11 protein-coding genes and 1 pseudogene are annotated in these 17,451 nt (G+C 53.5%); 1 reads left to right on the plus strand and 11 read right to left on the minus strand.

All coding sequences use genetic code 11. The annotated features are described in order from the left end of the window. Positions 1-43: 43 nt before the first annotated feature. The 4 genes from FE783_RS00230 to FE783_RS00245 all read right to left on the minus strand — a co-directional run bounded on the left by FE783_RS00230 (position 44) and on the right by FE783_RS00245 (position 7,154). Positions 44-1,765, minus strand: a complete 1,722-nt coding sequence (locus tag FE783_RS00230; protein WP_138877303.1) for a glycosyl hydrolase family 28-related protein — start codon at positions 1,763-1,765, stop codon at positions 44-46. Positions 1,766-2,009: 244 nt separating this feature from the next. Continuing rightward, complete coding sequence (locus tag FE783_RS00235) at positions 2,010-4,067, minus strand: beta-galactosidase trimerization domain-containing protein (RefSeq protein ID WP_138877304.1); 2,058 nt, start codon at positions 4,065-4,067, stop codon at positions 2,010-2,012. 74 nt (positions 4,068-4,141) lie between these two features. Then, complete coding sequence (locus FE783_RS00240) at positions 4,142-5,485, minus strand: ABC transporter substrate-binding protein (protein WP_158301534.1); 1,344 nt, start codon at positions 5,483-5,485, stop codon at positions 4,142-4,144. A 22-nt stretch (positions 5,486-5,507) separates the two neighbouring features. Then, entirely contained in the window at positions 5,508-7,154 is a 1,647-nt protein-coding gene (locus FE783_RS00245) for an extracellular solute-binding protein (protein WP_138877306.1), read from the minus strand. Between the two features lie 244 nt (positions 7,155-7,398). Between FE783_RS00245 and FE783_RS00250 the strand changes: the two genes are divergently transcribed. Further along, entirely contained in the window at positions 7,399-9,672 is a 2,274-nt protein-coding gene (locus tag FE783_RS00250) for a helix-turn-helix domain-containing protein (RefSeq protein WP_158301535.1), read from the plus strand. A 148-nt stretch (positions 9,673-9,820) separates the two neighbouring features. Here FE783_RS00250 and FE783_RS00255 read toward each other — a convergent pair whose 3' ends face one another. From FE783_RS00255 to FE783_RS00280, 7 genes and pseudogenes are all read right to left on the minus strand, one after another. Further along, on the minus strand, positions 9,821-11,143 hold the full coding sequence (locus tag FE783_RS00255; RefSeq protein ID WP_138877308.1) for an ABC transporter substrate-binding protein: 1,323 nt from the start codon (positions 11,141-11,143) through the stop codon (positions 9,821-9,823). A gap of 40 nt (positions 11,144-11,183) precedes the next feature. Further along, the gene (locus FE783_RS00260) at positions 11,184-12,344 is read right to left on the minus strand and encodes a phosphodiester glycosidase family protein (protein ID WP_158301536.1); all 1,161 of its coding nucleotides are present in this window, start codon (positions 12,342-12,344) and stop codon (positions 11,184-11,186) included. Between the two features lie 232 nt (positions 12,345-12,576). Continuing rightward, positions 12,577-13,764, minus strand: coding sequence for a phosphodiester glycosidase family protein (locus FE783_RS00265; RefSeq protein WP_158301537.1), 1,188 nt, complete (start codon positions 13,762-13,764; stop codon positions 12,577-12,579). A gap of 432 nt (positions 13,765-14,196) precedes the next feature. Then, the gene (locus FE783_RS00270; RefSeq protein ID WP_138877311.1) at positions 14,197-14,916 is read right to left on the minus strand and encodes a DUF1868 domain-containing protein; all 720 of its coding nucleotides are present in this window, start codon (positions 14,914-14,916) and stop codon (positions 14,197-14,199) included. Between the two features lie 138 nt (positions 14,917-15,054). Continuing rightward, positions 15,055-15,759, minus strand: a complete 705-nt coding sequence (locus FE783_RS00275; protein WP_338015756.1) for a LacI family DNA-binding transcriptional regulator — start codon at positions 15,757-15,759, stop codon at positions 15,055-15,057. A gap of 153 nt (positions 15,760-15,912) precedes the next feature. Then, positions 15,913-16,053 (minus strand): annotated as a pseudogene (locus FE783_RS38895) (LacI family DNA-binding transcriptional regulator); the annotation flags it as partial. Between the two features lie 285 nt (positions 16,054-16,338). Further along, entirely contained in the window at positions 16,339-17,439 is a 1,101-nt protein-coding gene (locus FE783_RS00280; RefSeq protein WP_138877313.1) for a Gfo/Idh/MocA family protein, read from the minus strand. Positions 17,440-17,451 lie beyond the last annotated feature (12 nt).

Genomic DNA, 17,451 nt, shown 5'->3' on the forward strand with positions numbered 1-17,451 from the left:
GCCCGCATACTCGGCGGAGCAAAAGGTTCACGCTTTTTTTTAATCAGCCCATCGGAATGACGAACATTTCCGGCACGGCGGAGTACGAGACGACCAATTCGTCGCCCGGCATCAAGGCGTACAAATTGTTGGCCGGCAGCCCGCTCGTTCCGCCTCCTACGATCGTCTGGTCGCCACCGCGCTTGAACAGCACTTGGGTTACCGTGCCGCCCCGGACGGCAACTTGCTCGATATATCCCGAGCCGTTCTTGAACGTATACGGCGAAGCGCCAACGGTGACGCCGGTTCTCGGTTTTTTGACATAAATGAACTGTGCCGTATCGTGATCGTATATATCGCGGATCGTCGAGTCTTGCCCGTTATCGAACACCCCGCCCGCCGACGTATTCCAGTAATTGACCGTCAGCTTCTCGATCAAAGTATGACTCGCGCCCGCGTCGGTCTGAATCCGTTCGTGCAAGCCGCCGCTTACTTCGGCATTCAGCGAGCCTACCGCAAAATGCAGCTTCCTCGCGGAATAGCAGTTGATCAGCTTCGTAAATTGCCCTTGGTCCATCAAGTCGTCGGTTCCGTTGCCTTCGAAGCCGAGTCCGATAAACGTATTGAATCTGGATCCCGGAGCAACAACGACGCCGTGGATCCCGATCGCCTCCGAGGTGCCGCCTACGAACGTATTCTGGTCCGCGGCCGCGATCCGGATACCGATGCCCGTTAAGCCTTCGATGATCGGATTGATGAACGTATTGCAGGTCGTTCGCAAATTCCGGGAAGGCGATGCGCCTAGAAAAATCCCGTTATACGGCTTATTCGTCATCGGCTGCTCGTTAATCGAGCAGGTGACGCCCTCGAACGTGCTCGCCACCGTCCAGAGCAGCTTCATTGCCGTTCCCGTCGCCGAATTGGCTTCCCGCAAATTTACGTTGCGGACGACCAGGTGGGAAGCGTTCTCCGTGTAGAACAAGTCGGAAATCGCCCCGTTGCCTTCGACCGTCAACGTCTCCACGGTTATCCCGTATATGACGGCGGGCCCGAACGGACTCCCGTCCAACTGGAAACCGCGGCCGGAACCGGTATATTTCAGAACGGTATCGTGCTTGCCGGCTCCTCTAACGGACATATGCGAGTACCCGAAGTTCGGACTTGTCGAGGTGGCGCATACGCCTTTGGGCAGGACGATCGATCGTCTCCCGCTCGATACGGCGCACTCGATCGTCGCCGCAAGCGGCACGCCGTTGTCGGTCGCGCCGTCCATAATCGCGCCGAACCACGTCGGATTGATGCCGCCACCGAACGTTCTCACCCAGCAGCCATTCCCCGTCGGAGCCGTCTCGCCGGTACCGGCCAAAAAACCGGCCAAAGTCGCGAGCTGCCCGTTCCATGGAACAGTCGGGCTGATGACGACGCCCCCGTCGTGATTCGCTTTCGGTTCGGCCGATTTCCAGATGAAATCCCCGCCTCCGCTTACGTCGAGCGGCCGGGAAGGACCGGGCGCGCCTCCCGGAACGACCGCGAATACCGATTGGACGCGGACTGTCAGTCCGTCCGCAATGGTCGACGTATCCAGACCAAGCAAATCGATGACGGAATTGACCGCGATAACGAAATTTTCCGCCGTTTTGTTCTTGGCGTAGACGGCCGGATTGAACGAAACTCCCGCCGCGGCTATTGCTACGCCCGCCGCCCCGAGGGCTGCCAGCGCTTTTCTGCGGCTCAGCTTCGATTGCGGATTCGTAGCAGATTCGCGATTGCTCGTCTCCATGTCCATTTCTTTTCCTCCTAATTATAAGTTGAACTAACGGGACACCTAGTGCAATGGAGAAAGGGAATTACCTTGTGAGCGAGTTTTGGCTTTGAGAGCTTTCGTCAGAAAGCTTGCTTCGTAAGCCTGGAGTTTTTACAACCCGAAGGCCAATCAAATCAAAAAACTCAAAACAACTGTCTGAAGCTGCAAGGTAATCCCTTTCGGAATGGAACGGGCTTACAACTTTAGTTCAACTAATACAATCCCGTCAACATCCTTCCAGCACGACCATCGCGTGCAGTCCGACCTCCGAAACGACAAACGAAATGCCGTCCTCCTCTTCGTCGAACGGAACCGGCTGAAGCTGGGGCGCCAAATAGACCCGCTCGGGCTTTTTCCGTATCTTCACCTTGATATTGTACAAAGGCCATATTTCTTCGATGAACGTCTTCGAGCCGGCCGCCTTCTCCTCGCGTACCTGGACGAGATGGATGATCCACCTGGTCCCTTGACGCATCAAGTTGACCTCGATGCCGATCGGAGCTTCGACCTCAAGCAGCGGCTTCGGACGAAGCAGCTTGTAGCAGTCCAAATATAGGCGGCGCAGCCAAGGGGAGCCCGTCTTCCAGAACGACGCTTCGATCGGAGCGGCAATGTAGACGCAGGCTCCCTTGCCAAAGCGGTGAATCGTGATCGCCGGATCGTTCGTGCGGATCGCCGGATGGGCATGCTGGTGATACACGTGCCGGTACGTCTTCGACTCCATCGCCGGCTCCATGAAGGCTGACAATACCCGCGTTTCCGCGGCGGGGCGCACGCGCAGAACCGGGGCGTTCACGCCTTTGAGCAGCACGGGCATGTCCGGCACGTCGGGAAAATGTTCCCCCGCAAAATCGGCCAAGTAGGCGACGCTGTACCGAGACGTATCGTCGAAATCGACGCCGAACACGTCGGCCAATCCGAAATTGGCTTTTCTGACGCCATCTTCTCCGTAAAGGGACGTCCGGTGGCTCGCGATCAGCAGGCCGCCATCGCGCACGTAGTCGCGGACGGCATTCTCGACGTCCGGACTCATGTAGGCTTGGTCCGGTAGAACGAGCATCGAGTAGCTTCCCGCAAGCTTTGGCAAGTTGCCGCCGGAAATGACGTCGAAGTGAATGTTCCCCTCGATCAGCATCCGGTTCGCCCCGCCCATCGCATCGTCGACATGGTTCGGAAGCGACGTCGACTCGATCATCCGCCTGTTCTCGACGCCGTACAGCACCGCCACGTCGGGTACGCTCTCCGCATGCAGCAGCCATTCCTCCCGCTCCAGCACAAACTCGTTCGCTTCCTTGATCGCCGCTACGACAGGCGGCGGCAGCGCCCCCTTGAGCGCTCCGGACGGGATCGGCACATGCCCGAAGCTGATCGAGCCGCCTCCCGCCACGGCGATCGCCGCAGCCGTCTTCAGCGTCGCCGCGGGAGCGAGCGTCCATTCTCCCCAACTGCCCATCTCGCTAGGCATCATAAGCTCGAACGGCTTGCCCGTCGTCCGCTTCCACTTGGCCAGCAGGCTGCCGTACAAATAGATCGGCGGGTGGAATTCGGAAGTCAAGTAATCGGCATATGCGTCCGGCTCCACATGGGCGAACGCCAAGTCGCCCGCGTGATTCCAGCCGATCTGCAGTCCGGGCGCGACCGACTTCACCCGCCTCGTGATGAAGCGCAGAAAATCGGCGCGGATCTCTTTCTGAAACTGCTGCCAACGGCGCAGCTCCGGAGAACCCGGTTGCGGCTGCGGCGGCGGAGTTTGCCCGTATTTCTCCACATACCATTTGCGGCAATATTCGCAGTGGCAAGAGGACGGCCATACGTAAGTAATATCGAAGAAAAATCCGTCTACCTCATACCCCTGCGCAATCTCCGTCAGCTGCGCAGCCACGTAGTCCCGATACGGGGAATTGAGACAGAGCAAATCGTAGTAGCCGAATGCGTTAGTTACGGGCGCACCGTCCTTGTCCCGCTGCCGATAATCGGGGTTGGCGTTCGCGACGTAGCTGTTCAGCCCGACGTTATAGTACGCGATCAGCTTGATGCCGTATTTGCCCGCTTCCCGGACCGCCTCCGCCAGCAGATCCGTGCGGAGCTTCGAGTTTTTGTGCCCGATGCGGGTGTTGTAATAGGACGTCCCGAAAGCGTCCTTCGTCATGAACGTCAGCGTCTGCATGCCGGCTTCCGCCATTTCCCGCATGTAGCGCGGAACGTCGAAATCGATCTCCGGCACCGCTTCTCCCGCGTGGAAATCAAGCAGCCCTCTGCGGGTCGTGCTGCGGTATAAAGTCATAGTTATCTCTCCATCCTCCGATTATAATCGCCATTCTACCGTAAGCAGGGGCGAGGGAGCCTGCCCTCCCCCCGTTACTTTCTCTTCGCCTCCGCCACCGCTTTATCCGCTTCTTCCGCGGCCGTCCGCAGCGCCGTATTCAAATCCGTCGTTCCCCTTACGACTTCGGGGAGCGTTTTGGTCAGCATCCCTTCGACCAGAAGCTGATATCTCGTTTTGGGAGCCATCGGGGCCGGCTGATTCAGGAAGAGCGCTTTCCAGTTTTTGTCCTTGAACTGGGACTCTTGGGCGAACGCCTTCTTCACCGATTCGTCGTTGATGACCGGCATGATGCCCTGCTTCGAGAACACGGTTTGCGCTTCCGCGGAGACGAGATATTTGATCACTTCCATCGCCGCGTCCTTGTTCGCCGATGTCGAGGATATGCCGAATACGAACGGGATCATTTGCGAACCGAGGCCCGGCTTCTCCTTGAAGGTCGGCAGCGACACGAGATCCCACTGGATTTTCTCCATATCTTTCGGCACGGCGAACGGGAACTGCGAATGGAAGGCGAACATCGCGAGCTCTTGGCTGTTCGTCAGCTCCAGCCGATATGGGAGCGCTTTCAAAGCGGCCACCCGGTCTTTGTAAGCCGGATCTTCGCCGGGGGCGATGTAATACGCGTTGAACATTTTTTTCCAGCCATCGTCCTGGTACGTCGCCTTCTCCGTTTTCGGGTCCAGATAAGGAAGCGAGAACTGGTTGCTGCCCAGCATGTTGGCGGGCGAGGAGGCGAAGCCGAGGTACTGCTTGTCGCCGTCTTTGCGCGTCAGCCTTTTCGCAAGCTCGAGCGTATCGTCCCAAGTCATGCCGTCCTTCGGATAAGGCACGCCGAACTTGTCGAAAATCCCTTTGTTGTAATAGAGCGCCTGCACCGTGTTGGTGACCGGCAATGAGGTCAGCTTGCCTCCGCTCGAGCTGCGGATTCCGTCGACGAGCGTAGGCATGAACGAGCTCAAGTCCACATTGTGCTTCTTGGCCAAGTCCGTCATATCGTACTGGATCTGGGAAGCTTCCACCATGGCCGGGTAATAGGAGATCGAATTGTACAAAATATCGAGCTGCTGTTTTTGCGCCAGCAGCTCGGGCAGCGTCTGGCCGGCTTTGCTCTGGACGAATTTGATCGTGAAATTCGGAAATTTTTTGCGGAGCATATTGCCGTACAGTCCGTTGAACGTATCCTCCGTATCCGAAGTGCTCGTATGGAAGACGAGCTCCGCCGGTCCGCTTGGCGCGGCCGTTTCTTTGGCGGCTTCCCCGCCTTTCCCTGTTTGATCCGCCGATTTCGCTTTATCCTGGCCGCTTCCCGTTCCTCCGCAAGCCGACAAGACGACAACCGATAATGCGCACAACAACGAAAACATTTTTCTTGCCATTGACATCCCCCGTTCATTGTCGCTATGATTTGTTTTTTGCGTACCAATCGTTCACTTCGTTCGTCAAGTCGTCCCCGCCAAGCGACCGCCAACGCTGGGCAAACCGGTCGAATTCGTCGACGGGCAGCAGGCCGAGCACGATTTTCATAAACGTTTCCGACTGCAATTTGTTGAGCTCGGCATTTTTCCGCTGGAAGGCCAGTTTAGGTATGGAGGTGAACCGTTCGCGCATATACAAATCGTTTCGCCGGTAATAGTCGGCTACCGACAGCGTCCCGCCTTTGCTGAACATATAGTCCCACATCCAGCCGTTCGTGCCGCCGTTTTTCCTGTAGCCTTCGATTCTTTGGAGCACGCCTTTGTCTTCCGGAGTCAGCTTCGACCGGTCGTTCGTCTCGATCGCTTCGATAATGCGCAAGCTTTCGTCGACGTTTTTATATTCCTTCGTAATGGCAATCGCGTTCATTTTCCATGCCGGGTTATCGTCCTTCGTCTGGTTGAACTCGTAATACAAGTCGTCCGACTTGTTGTCATAGAAAGTATCCACCCAGAAGTCGAGCAGCCGGAATACCGCCTCCGGGTGCTTCGTCTCTTTGTTTACGACCCAGTAGCCGCTCCCGGGAGATACTTGCGGCAGCGCCTTGTTCCCGTCGACGGAAGGGATCGGGAACGCCTTCCACTCCATCCCGGGATTTCTTTTCTTCGCCTGCTGGAGCGGGAACGAGCCGGCGAACGGCGTACCGTAAAACATGCCGATTTTGCCGCCCGCGATCGACTCGGCCACTTTGGCTTCGTCCTTCGTTCCGAAATCCGGATCGATTTGTCCCGAGGCGTATAACTGGCGAAGGCCGTTCAGCGCGGACTTCATTTCCGGCTGTATCGAGCCGAACGCAAGCTTGCTTCCGGATTCGATCCAAATGCTCCGGTAGGCGTGATAACCGTTGAACAAGCCGCCGGCCATCGCGAAGTTTTGATCCACGGCAAGTCCGAACGTATCGTGTTTCCCGTTGCCGTCCGGGTCCATCGTCGTGAATGCTTTACTGATCGCGAACACATCGTCCATCGTCCGCGGCTCCGGAAGCTTCAGCTTCGCAAGCCAATCGGAACGCACATGAAGCACGGCCGCGTTCTCGTGCAGCATGCCCATGAAAGGAATCGCCATCAATTTGCCGTCGACCGCAACTTCCAGGAAAGGATCCCCGCCCCGCTCCTCGAGCAGCTTCTTCACTTTTGGCGATGCGCTCGAAGTATAGCTGTCCGACAAATCGGCGATGAGTCCGCTCTCAATCAGCTGCCTGAGCTGGGTGGCGTTCACACGGAAAAAATCGGGAATATCTCCGGAAGCGATCATCAAGTCCAGCTTACGGTTGTATTGGCCCGAATCGTCGGCCCAAAGCGTCTTGACCCGTATGCCCAGCTCCCGCTCATAGGCGCGAATCCACGTATTGCTGCCGTAAGAATCTCCTTCGTCGAAACGGAGACTCGGCTCGGCCGATCGGATCGTCGTCAGCTCGATAGGCGGAACGTACTGTCCCTCCGCCGACGGCTTGCCCGTACCGATTGAATGACCCACTATAGGCGCGTCCGCCGCTGAATGCCCCGCTTCGCATCCGGACAAGCTTACCAACATCAATACCGCGATCGTTCTGACTACGGAACCGAACGTCACCCGGCTCACCCTCTCTTTTGTTATCGCCTCCTCCGAATTATTTGCCGGCAATTGCAGATTAGCCGACGACTGCCTAATTCGAAAGTCGCAAGTTCTTATATTTCGCACTCCGTTTAAGAAAAGCCGCACAAATGTGAATCCGGGAATAAATGATGAATTTCGGCGAGAACACCATTTCGCCTTTTCCTTAAATTATATATAATGTGCAATATAGATGAAAACGTTTTTTTTGGGAGGGGCTTTCATGACAACGATTTGGAGCGTACGCCGAAACACTTTTTTTACGAAACTGCTGCTCGCTTTTTTGGTTGTCGGCGCCGTCCCGTTCCTGTTCCACCTTGTCGCCCTCAATTTCTTCATTGACAACATCCGGACAGAGATCGTCAAAAATACCGATTCGCGCATGAATTACACCGTATCCAACTACGAAGATCATTTCCTCAAGCTGGAAGAGGCCGTCGCCCCTCTCCTAAATAACCCGAACATTGCCGCTATCGCCGATTCCCCGGACAAGTACGGCTACTTCTCGGCGGTAAACGGACTTAAGGACGAGTTTGCGCGGCTCGCCTCGAACGCCAACAGCTTGTTCGTACATAATGTTTTTATCGCCTTTGAAAATAAGCCGTTCGTGATCGACAAAACCGGACTCGTCTCCGTGCCCGACATGTTCGGGCGTAATTATGCCAATCCGATGTACGGGGAACGTTTCTGGGCGGAGCCGTTCGCCGATCGGTACCGGTTCCGCCTTTTTCCGGCCGTACGATTCAAGAAGGAGCAGCTGGACGGCACGATCCAAGAGTCCGAATCGTATTTTCCGGTCATATTCAAGCACAAAATCAATCATTCGTTCTATATCGGCACTTTCGTCGATGCGGATGCCGTCTTCCGCAGCTATTCTTTGTCGGGCGGGGATCTGTTCCAACTGCTTGATCGAAGCGGCCGGCTGATCTACAGCTCGGATCCCCTTCAGCCGACCGGCCAGGCGATCGTGACACCTGTCCCGCTTGCGGAGTCGAGCGGCTTTTTCGCCGGCAACGGCAACTACGTTTTCGGGCGAGGCGGGAAAATGACCGGGCTCACTTATGTCAATATCGTGCCGAACTCCGACATCTCGGCGCAAATTTCCCGGCTGAACGCGGTTCTATACGTCATGCTGTCCTTATCCGTCCTATCGTGCGTAGCCCTATCGGTTCTATTCGGCTTCAAGTTCAAGCAGCCGATCCAGAGGCTCGTTCATTCTCTTCAGCGGATGAATCCGAACATTCAGCTAAGCAGCACCATCGCCGAATTCAATATGATTGGCGACCGGCTCCGGCATATGATCGTCTCGGCGGACACGATACGCGAAGATTTGCGGCGCAAAACGAAAATGCTGGAGAAATACGGCTACTTGGATCTCGTCAAACGGATTAACGTGAACCATAAGGATGTCCATTCCTTGGTCGATACGTCAAGGTCGTCCTACTTCGTCCTGTTCCAAATCGAGCGCACTCCGCGATTCCGCGAACTGGGCATCGAAGAGCAGCAGCTCACCACCCATATCGTGGAGTTTATCAACCTGAGCATGCAGCAGAGGTTTCCCGGATCGGTCACGGCGCAGAGCGAGAAAGACATCGTATTCAGTATTGTCTTCGCGGAAAGGGACGACAGCGGCGGCTTAAACGCGCTGCTGGCCCGGATGAAGCAGGTTTTCGACCGCGATTGCGGCTTCTACTATTTGACCATAGCCGCCAATCCGGCATTGCGGAGCGCAAGCGAATTCACCGCCGCCTACGAGGACGGCATGGACCTGCTGCGCCAGCGCCGCCTGAACGGGGAAACCCAGATCATAACGCGGAAGACCGAGGCGCGTCAAGATTTATGGTTCAGCCCCCCGGAGGAACGGGAATTCGACGCTCATCTGCAATCCGGCAGCGAGGCCGGAGCTATCGAGCTTGTCCGGCGGATTATGCAGCGGCTGCAAAGGAACGAAGCGGTTTCGTGGCAGTACCGGCAGTTCGCGCATACGATCGCGACCAAATTGCTCATGGCGCTGACGGCGCACCAAATCGATGCCGGCGAATGGAGCGGGGATCGCCCGCTTTACGAGCAGTTGAAAGAGTTCATGACCGTGGACGAGTGCTCGCATGTTCTGGAGTCATGGGTACGGAAAACGGCGGAATGGATCGCGGCCAAGTCGGGCGAGAAAGATCCGATACTCGATTACGTCCGCAGCTATGTCGAGAAGCATTACGGGGAAGAGATTCAGCAGGAGACGGTAGCGGGCAAGCTGAACATATCGAGCGGCTACATGTGCAGCTACATCAAGAGCCGCTCCGGCGAGACATTCACCGACTTGTTGAATGAAGTGCGCGTAAGTAAAGCGAAGCAAATTTTGGAAGGAACCGATTGCAAAATCCACGAGGTGGCGGCGCGGGTCGGTTACCGGAACGCCAATTCCTTCACCCGCATGTTCCGCAAGCTGACCGGCTTGACGCCGCTCGAATACCGGCGCGGGAAGCGGATTGCGGAGGGGTGAGGCGGAATTACTGATCGATCGTGCCCGGAAAAATGAGAGAAAGCACCCTCGGGAATATGACGGCAGCATAGTGGAATGTTCCATGCCGGCATATTCAAAGGGTGCGGATCCATGATTACACTCTGCGATGAGTGACAGCAGCCGTTCTTTATTTGCTGTTCTTTAAATCGGCTTCGATGTCCTTATTGGCCTTCTCCTCCGCTTCCCGAAGCGCAGTGTTCACATCCTTCGTGCCCAACAATACGTCCGTGAAGGCAGCGTTTAAATGGGTGAAAGCAGTCCCCTGGTATTTGGTCGCTTCGACGGGCGGAGCGAACTTGTTCGGCAGGAAGCCTTGAATGTTACGGCTTTTCAAGTAGTCGATATCCTTCCCGTACTCCTTCAGCGCATCCCGACTTTTCAGCGTCGGGAACATACCGTTACGCGATACATGCTTCTGCATTTCGTCCGAGGTCAAGTAGGAGATCACCTGGAACGCCTGGTCTTTGGCTTTACTTGTTTTCGTTACGTAGAAATACGTCGGGTAAGTCTGTGGACCAATCCCCGGCATCTCCTTGTACTCCGGATAGGCGAACACATCCCAGTTGAAGTTGTTTTTAAAGCGAATGGCGCCGAGCGAGCTCATCCCCAAATACATGGCGACGGTTTGGTCTTTTTCGAACATTTCCAGTTGTTTGCCGTAAGCCACGGTCTTGCTGTCCGGCTGATTGCCCGGAATGGAATAGAAACGAGTAAACGTTTCAAATACGGTCTTGAATTTGTCGGTTGCAACCATCGACTTGTTCGTTTTCGGATCAACTAACGGGGCGGAAAACTGATTCAGGAGCGCCACATGCTGCAAGGATAGAATGGTGCCCCAATATTGCCGGCCTCCGTCCGTGCGGGACATCTTCTTTGAGATCTCGAACATTTCGTCCCACGTCATACCGTCTTTCGGATACGGAACGCCGAATCTGTCAAAAAGATCTTTGTTGTAGTAAACCGTAGGCGCCGCCGTAAACACAGGGAATCCATAAATTCCGCCCTTTGCAATTTGCCGTTGAATCTCTACCGATGACGGCTCCAGGCGGCCCAGATCGTAGCTGTTCTTCTTGATCAGATCGCTAATATCGTATTCCAGCTCGTACTTTTGCACCGTTGCGCCCATCGAATCGAAGAAGATGTCGATGGTTTGATTGTTGACCATCAATTTGTCCATCGTCGTGTCCTTGCCATACACAATGAACTTGGGCGTCACGTGAGGAAACTTCTCCTTGATTTTGCTGCCGAACACTTTCATGAAATCTTCCTCGTTCAAGAGGCCGGAAGTCGAGTAAAAGTACAAATCCACCGGCTCCTGCTTCTGCTCCTTGACAGTTGCGCCCGCATCCCCTGCCGCTTGATTGCCGCCGTCTTTGTTGGTGCAGGCAGACAACTGGGAAAGCGACAAGCTCAGTACTAAAAATAACGGTATACTTTTTTTGAGCATCATGATAACACCTCGGTTATAAGTTTATGATCAGCCGTTCTTCTTAAGGGGCCTCGGAAATGACGAGAAGCGCATTGCTGACGGGGCGTTCAGACCCGTCGGATGGACGATTCAAGACGGTCAATGAGTTGTCGCCCGGTTTGCGGACAGCGTATGTCGATGATCCGCCCCCGTCCACATTGATAGCCTCCTCCATACCAAGCGATTCCAGATAACGCGCCGCTGAGAGGAAGGATATTCCATCCGAATACCCTTTTTGCCGCCCGTCGAATACGAAGACATATAATTGCCCGTCTTTGGATGCGAAAATGGTTCTGGGATGAATATCCACATTTCGGAAATCGGCCATGTCCATTATATTTGCCGGTATATTTCCTTTATGAAGCAGAGCCCGTGCAGCAGGATGATCGGCACCGGCCACAGCATAGGATGCCTGATTCAATCCTTCTCCAAAATCGATTCGGATCGATACGCTGTCGCCTATGCTGACGTGCTCTTTGATCCATTCCGCTTTCTTTCCGCTCGCCGTGAGAACGAACGTTCCTTTGGGTAGCGCCGTGTTGTTCGACGCGTACACCGCTTCGACTTTTCCGACCAGCTTCTTGCCCGGCTGCAGCTTTTCGTCGGGATTAACCGGCAATATCCGTACGTCTACTCCGAGAGGAGTGCCTGTGGAGTCGATCCCTTCGGATCTGGTTGTGGTGTTGAATCGATCGGTAAGAAAGAATGCACTGTTGCCGAGAGCCGCTTTCCTGATTTTATTAACCCCGTCCAGTTCCAGCTTTTTCCCGTCCGCAGCCTGAAACTCCGACGTAATGGAGAGATCTTCGCCTATTCTTAACTTCCGATCCTGCATTACGGCAAGGAATGTCTTCGCGGTACCGCCCGGCGATGTTACAATCTCGCCATCGGTAATCTGCAATCCTGTTGGAACCCCTGTTTGAATATCAAAGAAATCGAAGTTGAAGCCGGCGACGACCCGATGATTCTCACGATCATGACGCTGGGCCATTGCCGTCACTTTTTCTTTGGAGCCGATGCTCGCGTCAGGGGAAACCACTTCCAGCCCGATGTTCGGGTGCAGAGGATTGATCTTCATCATGTAAGTCACCGCGACCGCTTCGCTTCCCGAATAGGTCTCGCTTGGCGGCTGCGGATTCTTCTCCCCATCGGGTTCTTCTATAAAGCGGTACCTCGAAGCCACATTGAACGATTTGCTCTCATGATCTACCCCTGGGGCAACTTGAACAACGTCATTTGCTGTCGGTCCGTTACCTTCCCCGGAAACGGTAGCAATGCCTTGTAAGATTCCATTTCCAAAAAACGCGGTAAAAGCAAGTGAACATGAGATTGCAATAACGTATCGTTTTCTTGGCGGAAACATGTCGTTCATCCACACTCCTCTTATTGGCGATGAGTATTAGCCCTTCATTCCATTAGTTTTCGTCCGAAATTACAAGCAGCGCGTTGCCGAGCGGACGATCCGCCCCGTCGGAAGGCCTGTTCGTCACGGTAAGCTGTGTATCGCCCGGTTTGCGGACAGCGTATGTCGATGATCCGCCCCCGTCCACATTGATGGCCTCCTCCATACCAAGCGTTTGAAGGTAGCGCGCAGCTTCAATTAGCGATACGCCATCCGAGTATCCCCTTTGTCTTCCGTCAAACACAAACACATGCAAGTTCTTCCCTTTCATGGCCACTATCGTTCTCGGCTGATGATCCACATTTTTCAGATCGGACATGTCCAAGATTTGCTCTGGAACCTCACCGCCCCGCAGCAGCACCCTCCCGTCCTCCTGATTTGCGCTCCCCATTGCATAGACAGCCTCATTCACTCCTTGGTCAAAATCCGTCCGGAACGATACCTTTTTGCCCGCAGTCAAATGGTCTTTAGCCCATTTCGCCTTTGTTCCGCTAGCGGTAAGTACGAGCTTCCCTGCAGGGATCTTATTGTTCGGTTTCTCATACACCGCTTCGACGACACCCTTGATATCCATGCCCGGTCTAACTTTCCCATCCGATCCGGTCGGGGATATAACAACTTCCACACCCGCACCTTTCGATAAGGTCGAGGCACCGTAGCGGTCCGAGACGATAAATACATGATCGGTATGCTTTTCCTCCCGTACCCGGTTAACGCCGTTTAATACAATTGTTGAACCGTCCTCAGCGGTCAAGACCGAGCGGATGGCAACTGGACCTCCCATCTTGACGGTACCGTCCGGCATAATGGCCATATGGGTTGTAGTCGAATTATCCGGAGTCGTCATAATTTCCCCACCCATGATCTGGAAACCCGTCGACATCCCAGCCGGATAAAAAAAATCAAGATTAAAGCCGGCGACGACCCGGTGCCCCGCTTTGTCGTACTGGCCCGCGATATTGACAAGCGTGTTTCTTCCGGTAGCACGTCCCGCCGGCGATACGATTTCCAGCTTCACATGCGGATTTCCAGTATCGATTGCTGCGGTGTTAAGAACATTGGTTACACGGCTTCCCTCGAACAGCTTGCTTTGTTGACTTCTAAGATCGGAAAAACGGAACAAGGTCTCAAACTGCACCGTCTTTTTCTCGTGAATTACTCCCGCTACGGGTTGAAAGCGTTCCTTGCCGACTCGGCTCATATCGCTTTCCTCCCCGGTGGCAGACAGCGGAGAAGACCATGTTAGGGGAAGCAATAGTAGGCCGTGAATCAGAATGCATTTCGTCCATATACTTGCCGATTTTCTCCAGACAGGCATCATGGAAACACTCCTCGCATTGAGTTGTTATTGTAAAGTTTTTGTAAACGTTTTCAAGTAAATCGAAAGTAATTCGATTTTTCGCCGCAATGTCATTCATTTTTTACTGGTTTTTAATTTGCTCTGATCCTACCTTTTCCTAGCCAGCCTGAGCGGAATCGCAATTAGCCCTTTACAAATAATTAATAATGACACCGGTGTCAAAAATAAATATTGTGATTCTTTTTTTAGACTAAGGCGCGATCAAAAAATGGCTGATCCAATTTGAACGAAATTTCGCGTCACTACGCTACATTAGACAATCAAATTGGTCTATTATTTTTTGATCGCGCCTAATTGCTTCTCCCGCTGAAGCATCGCCCGCGCATGTTCCGTATAAGGAACAAATTTTGTCATATCTTCAAAAACAGTGTAATCCGTTTTTTCCATTTCAATCACGTTCAGTCTCTCAACAAGCAGCCTGGAAAAATCGTGTTGAAACTGCTTGAACTGCAGCTCCTCCTCTGGGGTCAGTTGTATTTGCTGGTATCCGAAGGAAATGTGATAGCCGTATGTATCATGGTTTGGAAAACGGACCCCCGTCGCACGGGATGCTTGGTCTCTGAATTCATGAAGGCGCTGATGCGTTGCCTGATCGTAGGGGATTACAATAATCGTTGTTTTACTGACCCGCTCCACCTTCATCGTAAAACGTTCAGGGAACTCAAGTGGTTCCAGCGCTTTTGCAAAAAAACGATCGACTTCTTCAAGCGGCGTTTTCAAATCCAAAAGGGACGACCAGTACGGAGTCAACCGATTATAGTGACACAGCAATTCAAAGACAGTCATATGAAACGATTCGAGCGGATTCCATGTAAATTTATGAGCAAATGGGAGCTTGGTGGAATGCTCTTGTTGTATCCAAACAATTTCATCGAGCACCTTGGGCTGGTCGGCTAAATTGCATACGATCGTATTGCCCGGAAACGAACGGAAGGAACCGTCCTCATTGAATTTTTTTCGCTCACCGACGACATTGGTATAGTTATTGGACATCAGTAACACCTCATGTTTGTCATTTTCGTACGAGTTGCTCTACCTTCTTGGTTGGATTAGATCCATGCCCCCTAATCCATCACCTCCCTCAAAAAAATTCCTCCATTGGATTACCAAAGAACTGCCGACGGCCGACGTTTATTTGACGCTCTCCCGGATGATCAACTGCGGATCGACTTCTATGGAGCAAACATCCTCCGCTTGAAGCAGCAATTTGTCGATCACTTCGAACATCTCATTTGCTAGCGCCTCAAAGTCTTGCGCCATCGTAGTCAAGGGAGGATAATAATATTTCGAAATCGGGATGTTGTCGAATCCAATGATCGAGACATCATTCGGAATCGACAAGCCGTTAGCATAAACGGAATGGTAGACGGCAATCGCCTTCTCATCCCCGGAAACGAAGAAAACTTGAGGAACATCGCCGCTTGCTATTTTGCCGTCCACAAACTGCTTGATTCTTTCCAGGTTATTCATGTCATGCACAATCTCCAACTGATCGAGCGATATGCCGCTTCGCAGGTAAACGTCCCTGATCGCCTCCGCTCTCTCCAGATTCACTCCAATCCTTCCACCTAAAAGCAGACAAATACGAGTCAGTCCCCTACCGAACAAAAACTGTGTCGCTTCCAATATGCCTTTCTTGTTGTTATTGCTGATCGAAACGGGAACCTGCTTGTTGCTTTCAAACGAAACAACCGGAATCCGGTTGTTCTGCGCTAATTCAATCCGTTTGTCATTTTCCTGAAGATAGAACAAAATGGCCGCATCGATAAAGCCGCTGGATTGCTCCAGCATGGAATTGATCAAATCGCCATCATCGTAAATGATTTCCTGAATCAAACTATAGTGCCTGCTACGGGCCGACTGGTTCATATACGACATCAGGATATCAAACCATTGCGTTGTATTTTGCCCGTATGTTTTGCGAATGGAGACTAAAACATTTTTCATAGTCTTCGTGCTTAAATTTTTCGCAAAAAGATTCGGTTTAAAATTTGTTTGAGAAATGACCTTTAATATTTTGTCGCGGGTTTCCGGTTTGACACTTGGCTCATTGTTAATGACGCGTGAAACGGTTTTGAACGAGAAGCCCGACAGGTCCGCAATATCGCGGATCGTATATTTTCTTTCCATCTTTCTCACCTATATTCATGACACCGGTGTCATTTATTTTCTATTAAATCATCCTTTACATAAATTGTCTATACAAAAAAAACTAAGGTTTTGTAAAGAACGGAGGAAAGGTTCAATCTTCCGAAGGAATTTCCATTAAAGAACTCTAACGACCATTACATGCTAATCGGGAACGATCTAGAAACCGTCCACGTCAATTACGACAAGCTGAAATATCTCTGGAGGGAAATGGAAAACCCCGGTGCCAATGCGGCATCGGGGTTCTAAATTATGCTTTGCTTTATTTTACAGCCACAAGCTGTCGGCATTCATCGGCATAGGAGCCGGAGACTCGCACTTGCTCTTCATCTCGTAATGGCTGCCTTGATTCGACGCATCGTGGAACCCGTGCATCGCTTCGAGCACGTGGTACGCCAGGTCGCCATTCGCCCGATGCGGCCGGTTCTCGGCGATCGCCATCGCCATGTCGAGCACGCCGACACCGCGGCTGTTCTCGGCGAAGCCGTGCGTGAGCGGGATTTGGCCCCACTCCTTGGCGCCTTTGCGGCGGAACTGGACCGGCCCTCCGAACGTATTCGGATCGGGTACGCTAAGCGTCCCTTCGCTGCCGTATATTTCAATGCGCGGCAAATTCGCCCCGCCCATAATATCGAAGCTCGTCACGATCGTTCCGATCGCACCGGAACCGAATTCGAGCAGGCCGGCGATATGCGTCGGGATGTCGACTTGGATCATCTGCCCGTACTTCGGCTCGCTCGTAATGCGTCTCTCGGGGAAGCTCGCCTTCGTCATCCCGGCAATCCGGCTAATCGGTCCGAGCATGGAGACGAGCGCGGTCAAGTAATAAGGCCCCATATCGAACATCGGCCCGCCGCCCGCTTTGTAGAAAAACACCGGATCCGGATGCCAGCCCTCGGGCCCGCGCCCCATCATGAAGGCGGTAGCGGCCAGCGGCTCTCCGATCCAGCCGTCGCGGATCAGCTTGATGCACGTTTGAATGCCGCCGCCGAGGAACGTATCCGGAGCGCAGCCGACGCGCAAATTTTTCTCCTTCGCGAGCCGGATCGTTCTCTGTCCGTCTTCGCGCGTGACGGCAAGCGGCTTCTCGACATAGACATGCTTGCCGGCTTGCAGCGCCTTCTGGCAAACTTCCGCGTGAGCGGCCGGAATCGTCAAGTTGATGACGAGCTCGACTTGGTTGTCGGCGAGCAGCTCGTCTACGGAGCATGCTTTCGGTACGCCGAACTCCTCCGCTCGCGCTTGCGCCCTCGATACGTCCAGATCGGCGCAGGCTACGACTTCCAATCCCCGGTACAGCTTGCAGTTTTTGAAATAGATGGCGCTAATGTTGCCGCAGCCGATAATGCCTACTTTGACCTTATCCATGAGAAACAGGTC

Origin of the sequence: Paenibacillus mesophilus (assembly GCF_005938385.1) — a bacterium.
Classification (GTDB): Bacteria; Bacillota; Bacilli; order Paenibacillales; family NBRC-103111; genus Paenibacillus_AB; species Paenibacillus_AB mesophilus.

Bases quoted from the DNA above. Each gene is read 5' to 3' on its own strand.
- FE783_RS00235 (WP_138877304.1), bottom strand. From the start codon at position 4,067: ATGACTTTATACCGCAGCACGACCCGCAGAGGGCTGCTTGATTTCCAC.
- FE783_RS00230 (WP_138877303.1), bottom strand. From the start codon at position 1,765: ATGGACATGGAGACGAGCAATCGCGAATCTGCTACGAATCCGCAATCG.
- FE783_RS00280 (WP_138877313.1), bottom strand. From the start codon at position 17,439: ATGGATAAGGTCAAAGTAGGCATTATCGGCTGCGGCAACATTAGCGCC.
- FE783_RS00250 (WP_158301535.1), top strand. From the start codon at position 7,399: ATGACAACGATTTGGAGCGTACGCCGAAACACTTTTTTTACGAAACTG.
- FE783_RS00265 (WP_158301537.1), bottom strand. From the start codon at position 13,764: ATGAGCCGAGTCGGCAAGGAACGCTTTCAACCCGTAGCGGGAGTAATT.
- FE783_RS00240 (WP_158301534.1), bottom strand. From the start codon at position 5,485: ATGGCAAGAAAAATGTTTTCGTTGTTGTGCGCATTATCGGTTGTCGTC.
- FE783_RS00270 (WP_138877311.1), bottom strand. From the start codon at position 14,916: ATGTCCAATAACTATACCAATGTCGTCGGTGAGCGAAAAAAATTCAAT.
- FE783_RS00255 (WP_138877308.1), bottom strand. From the start codon at position 11,143: ATGATGCTCAAAAAAAGTATACCGTTATTTTTAGTACTGAGCTTGTCG.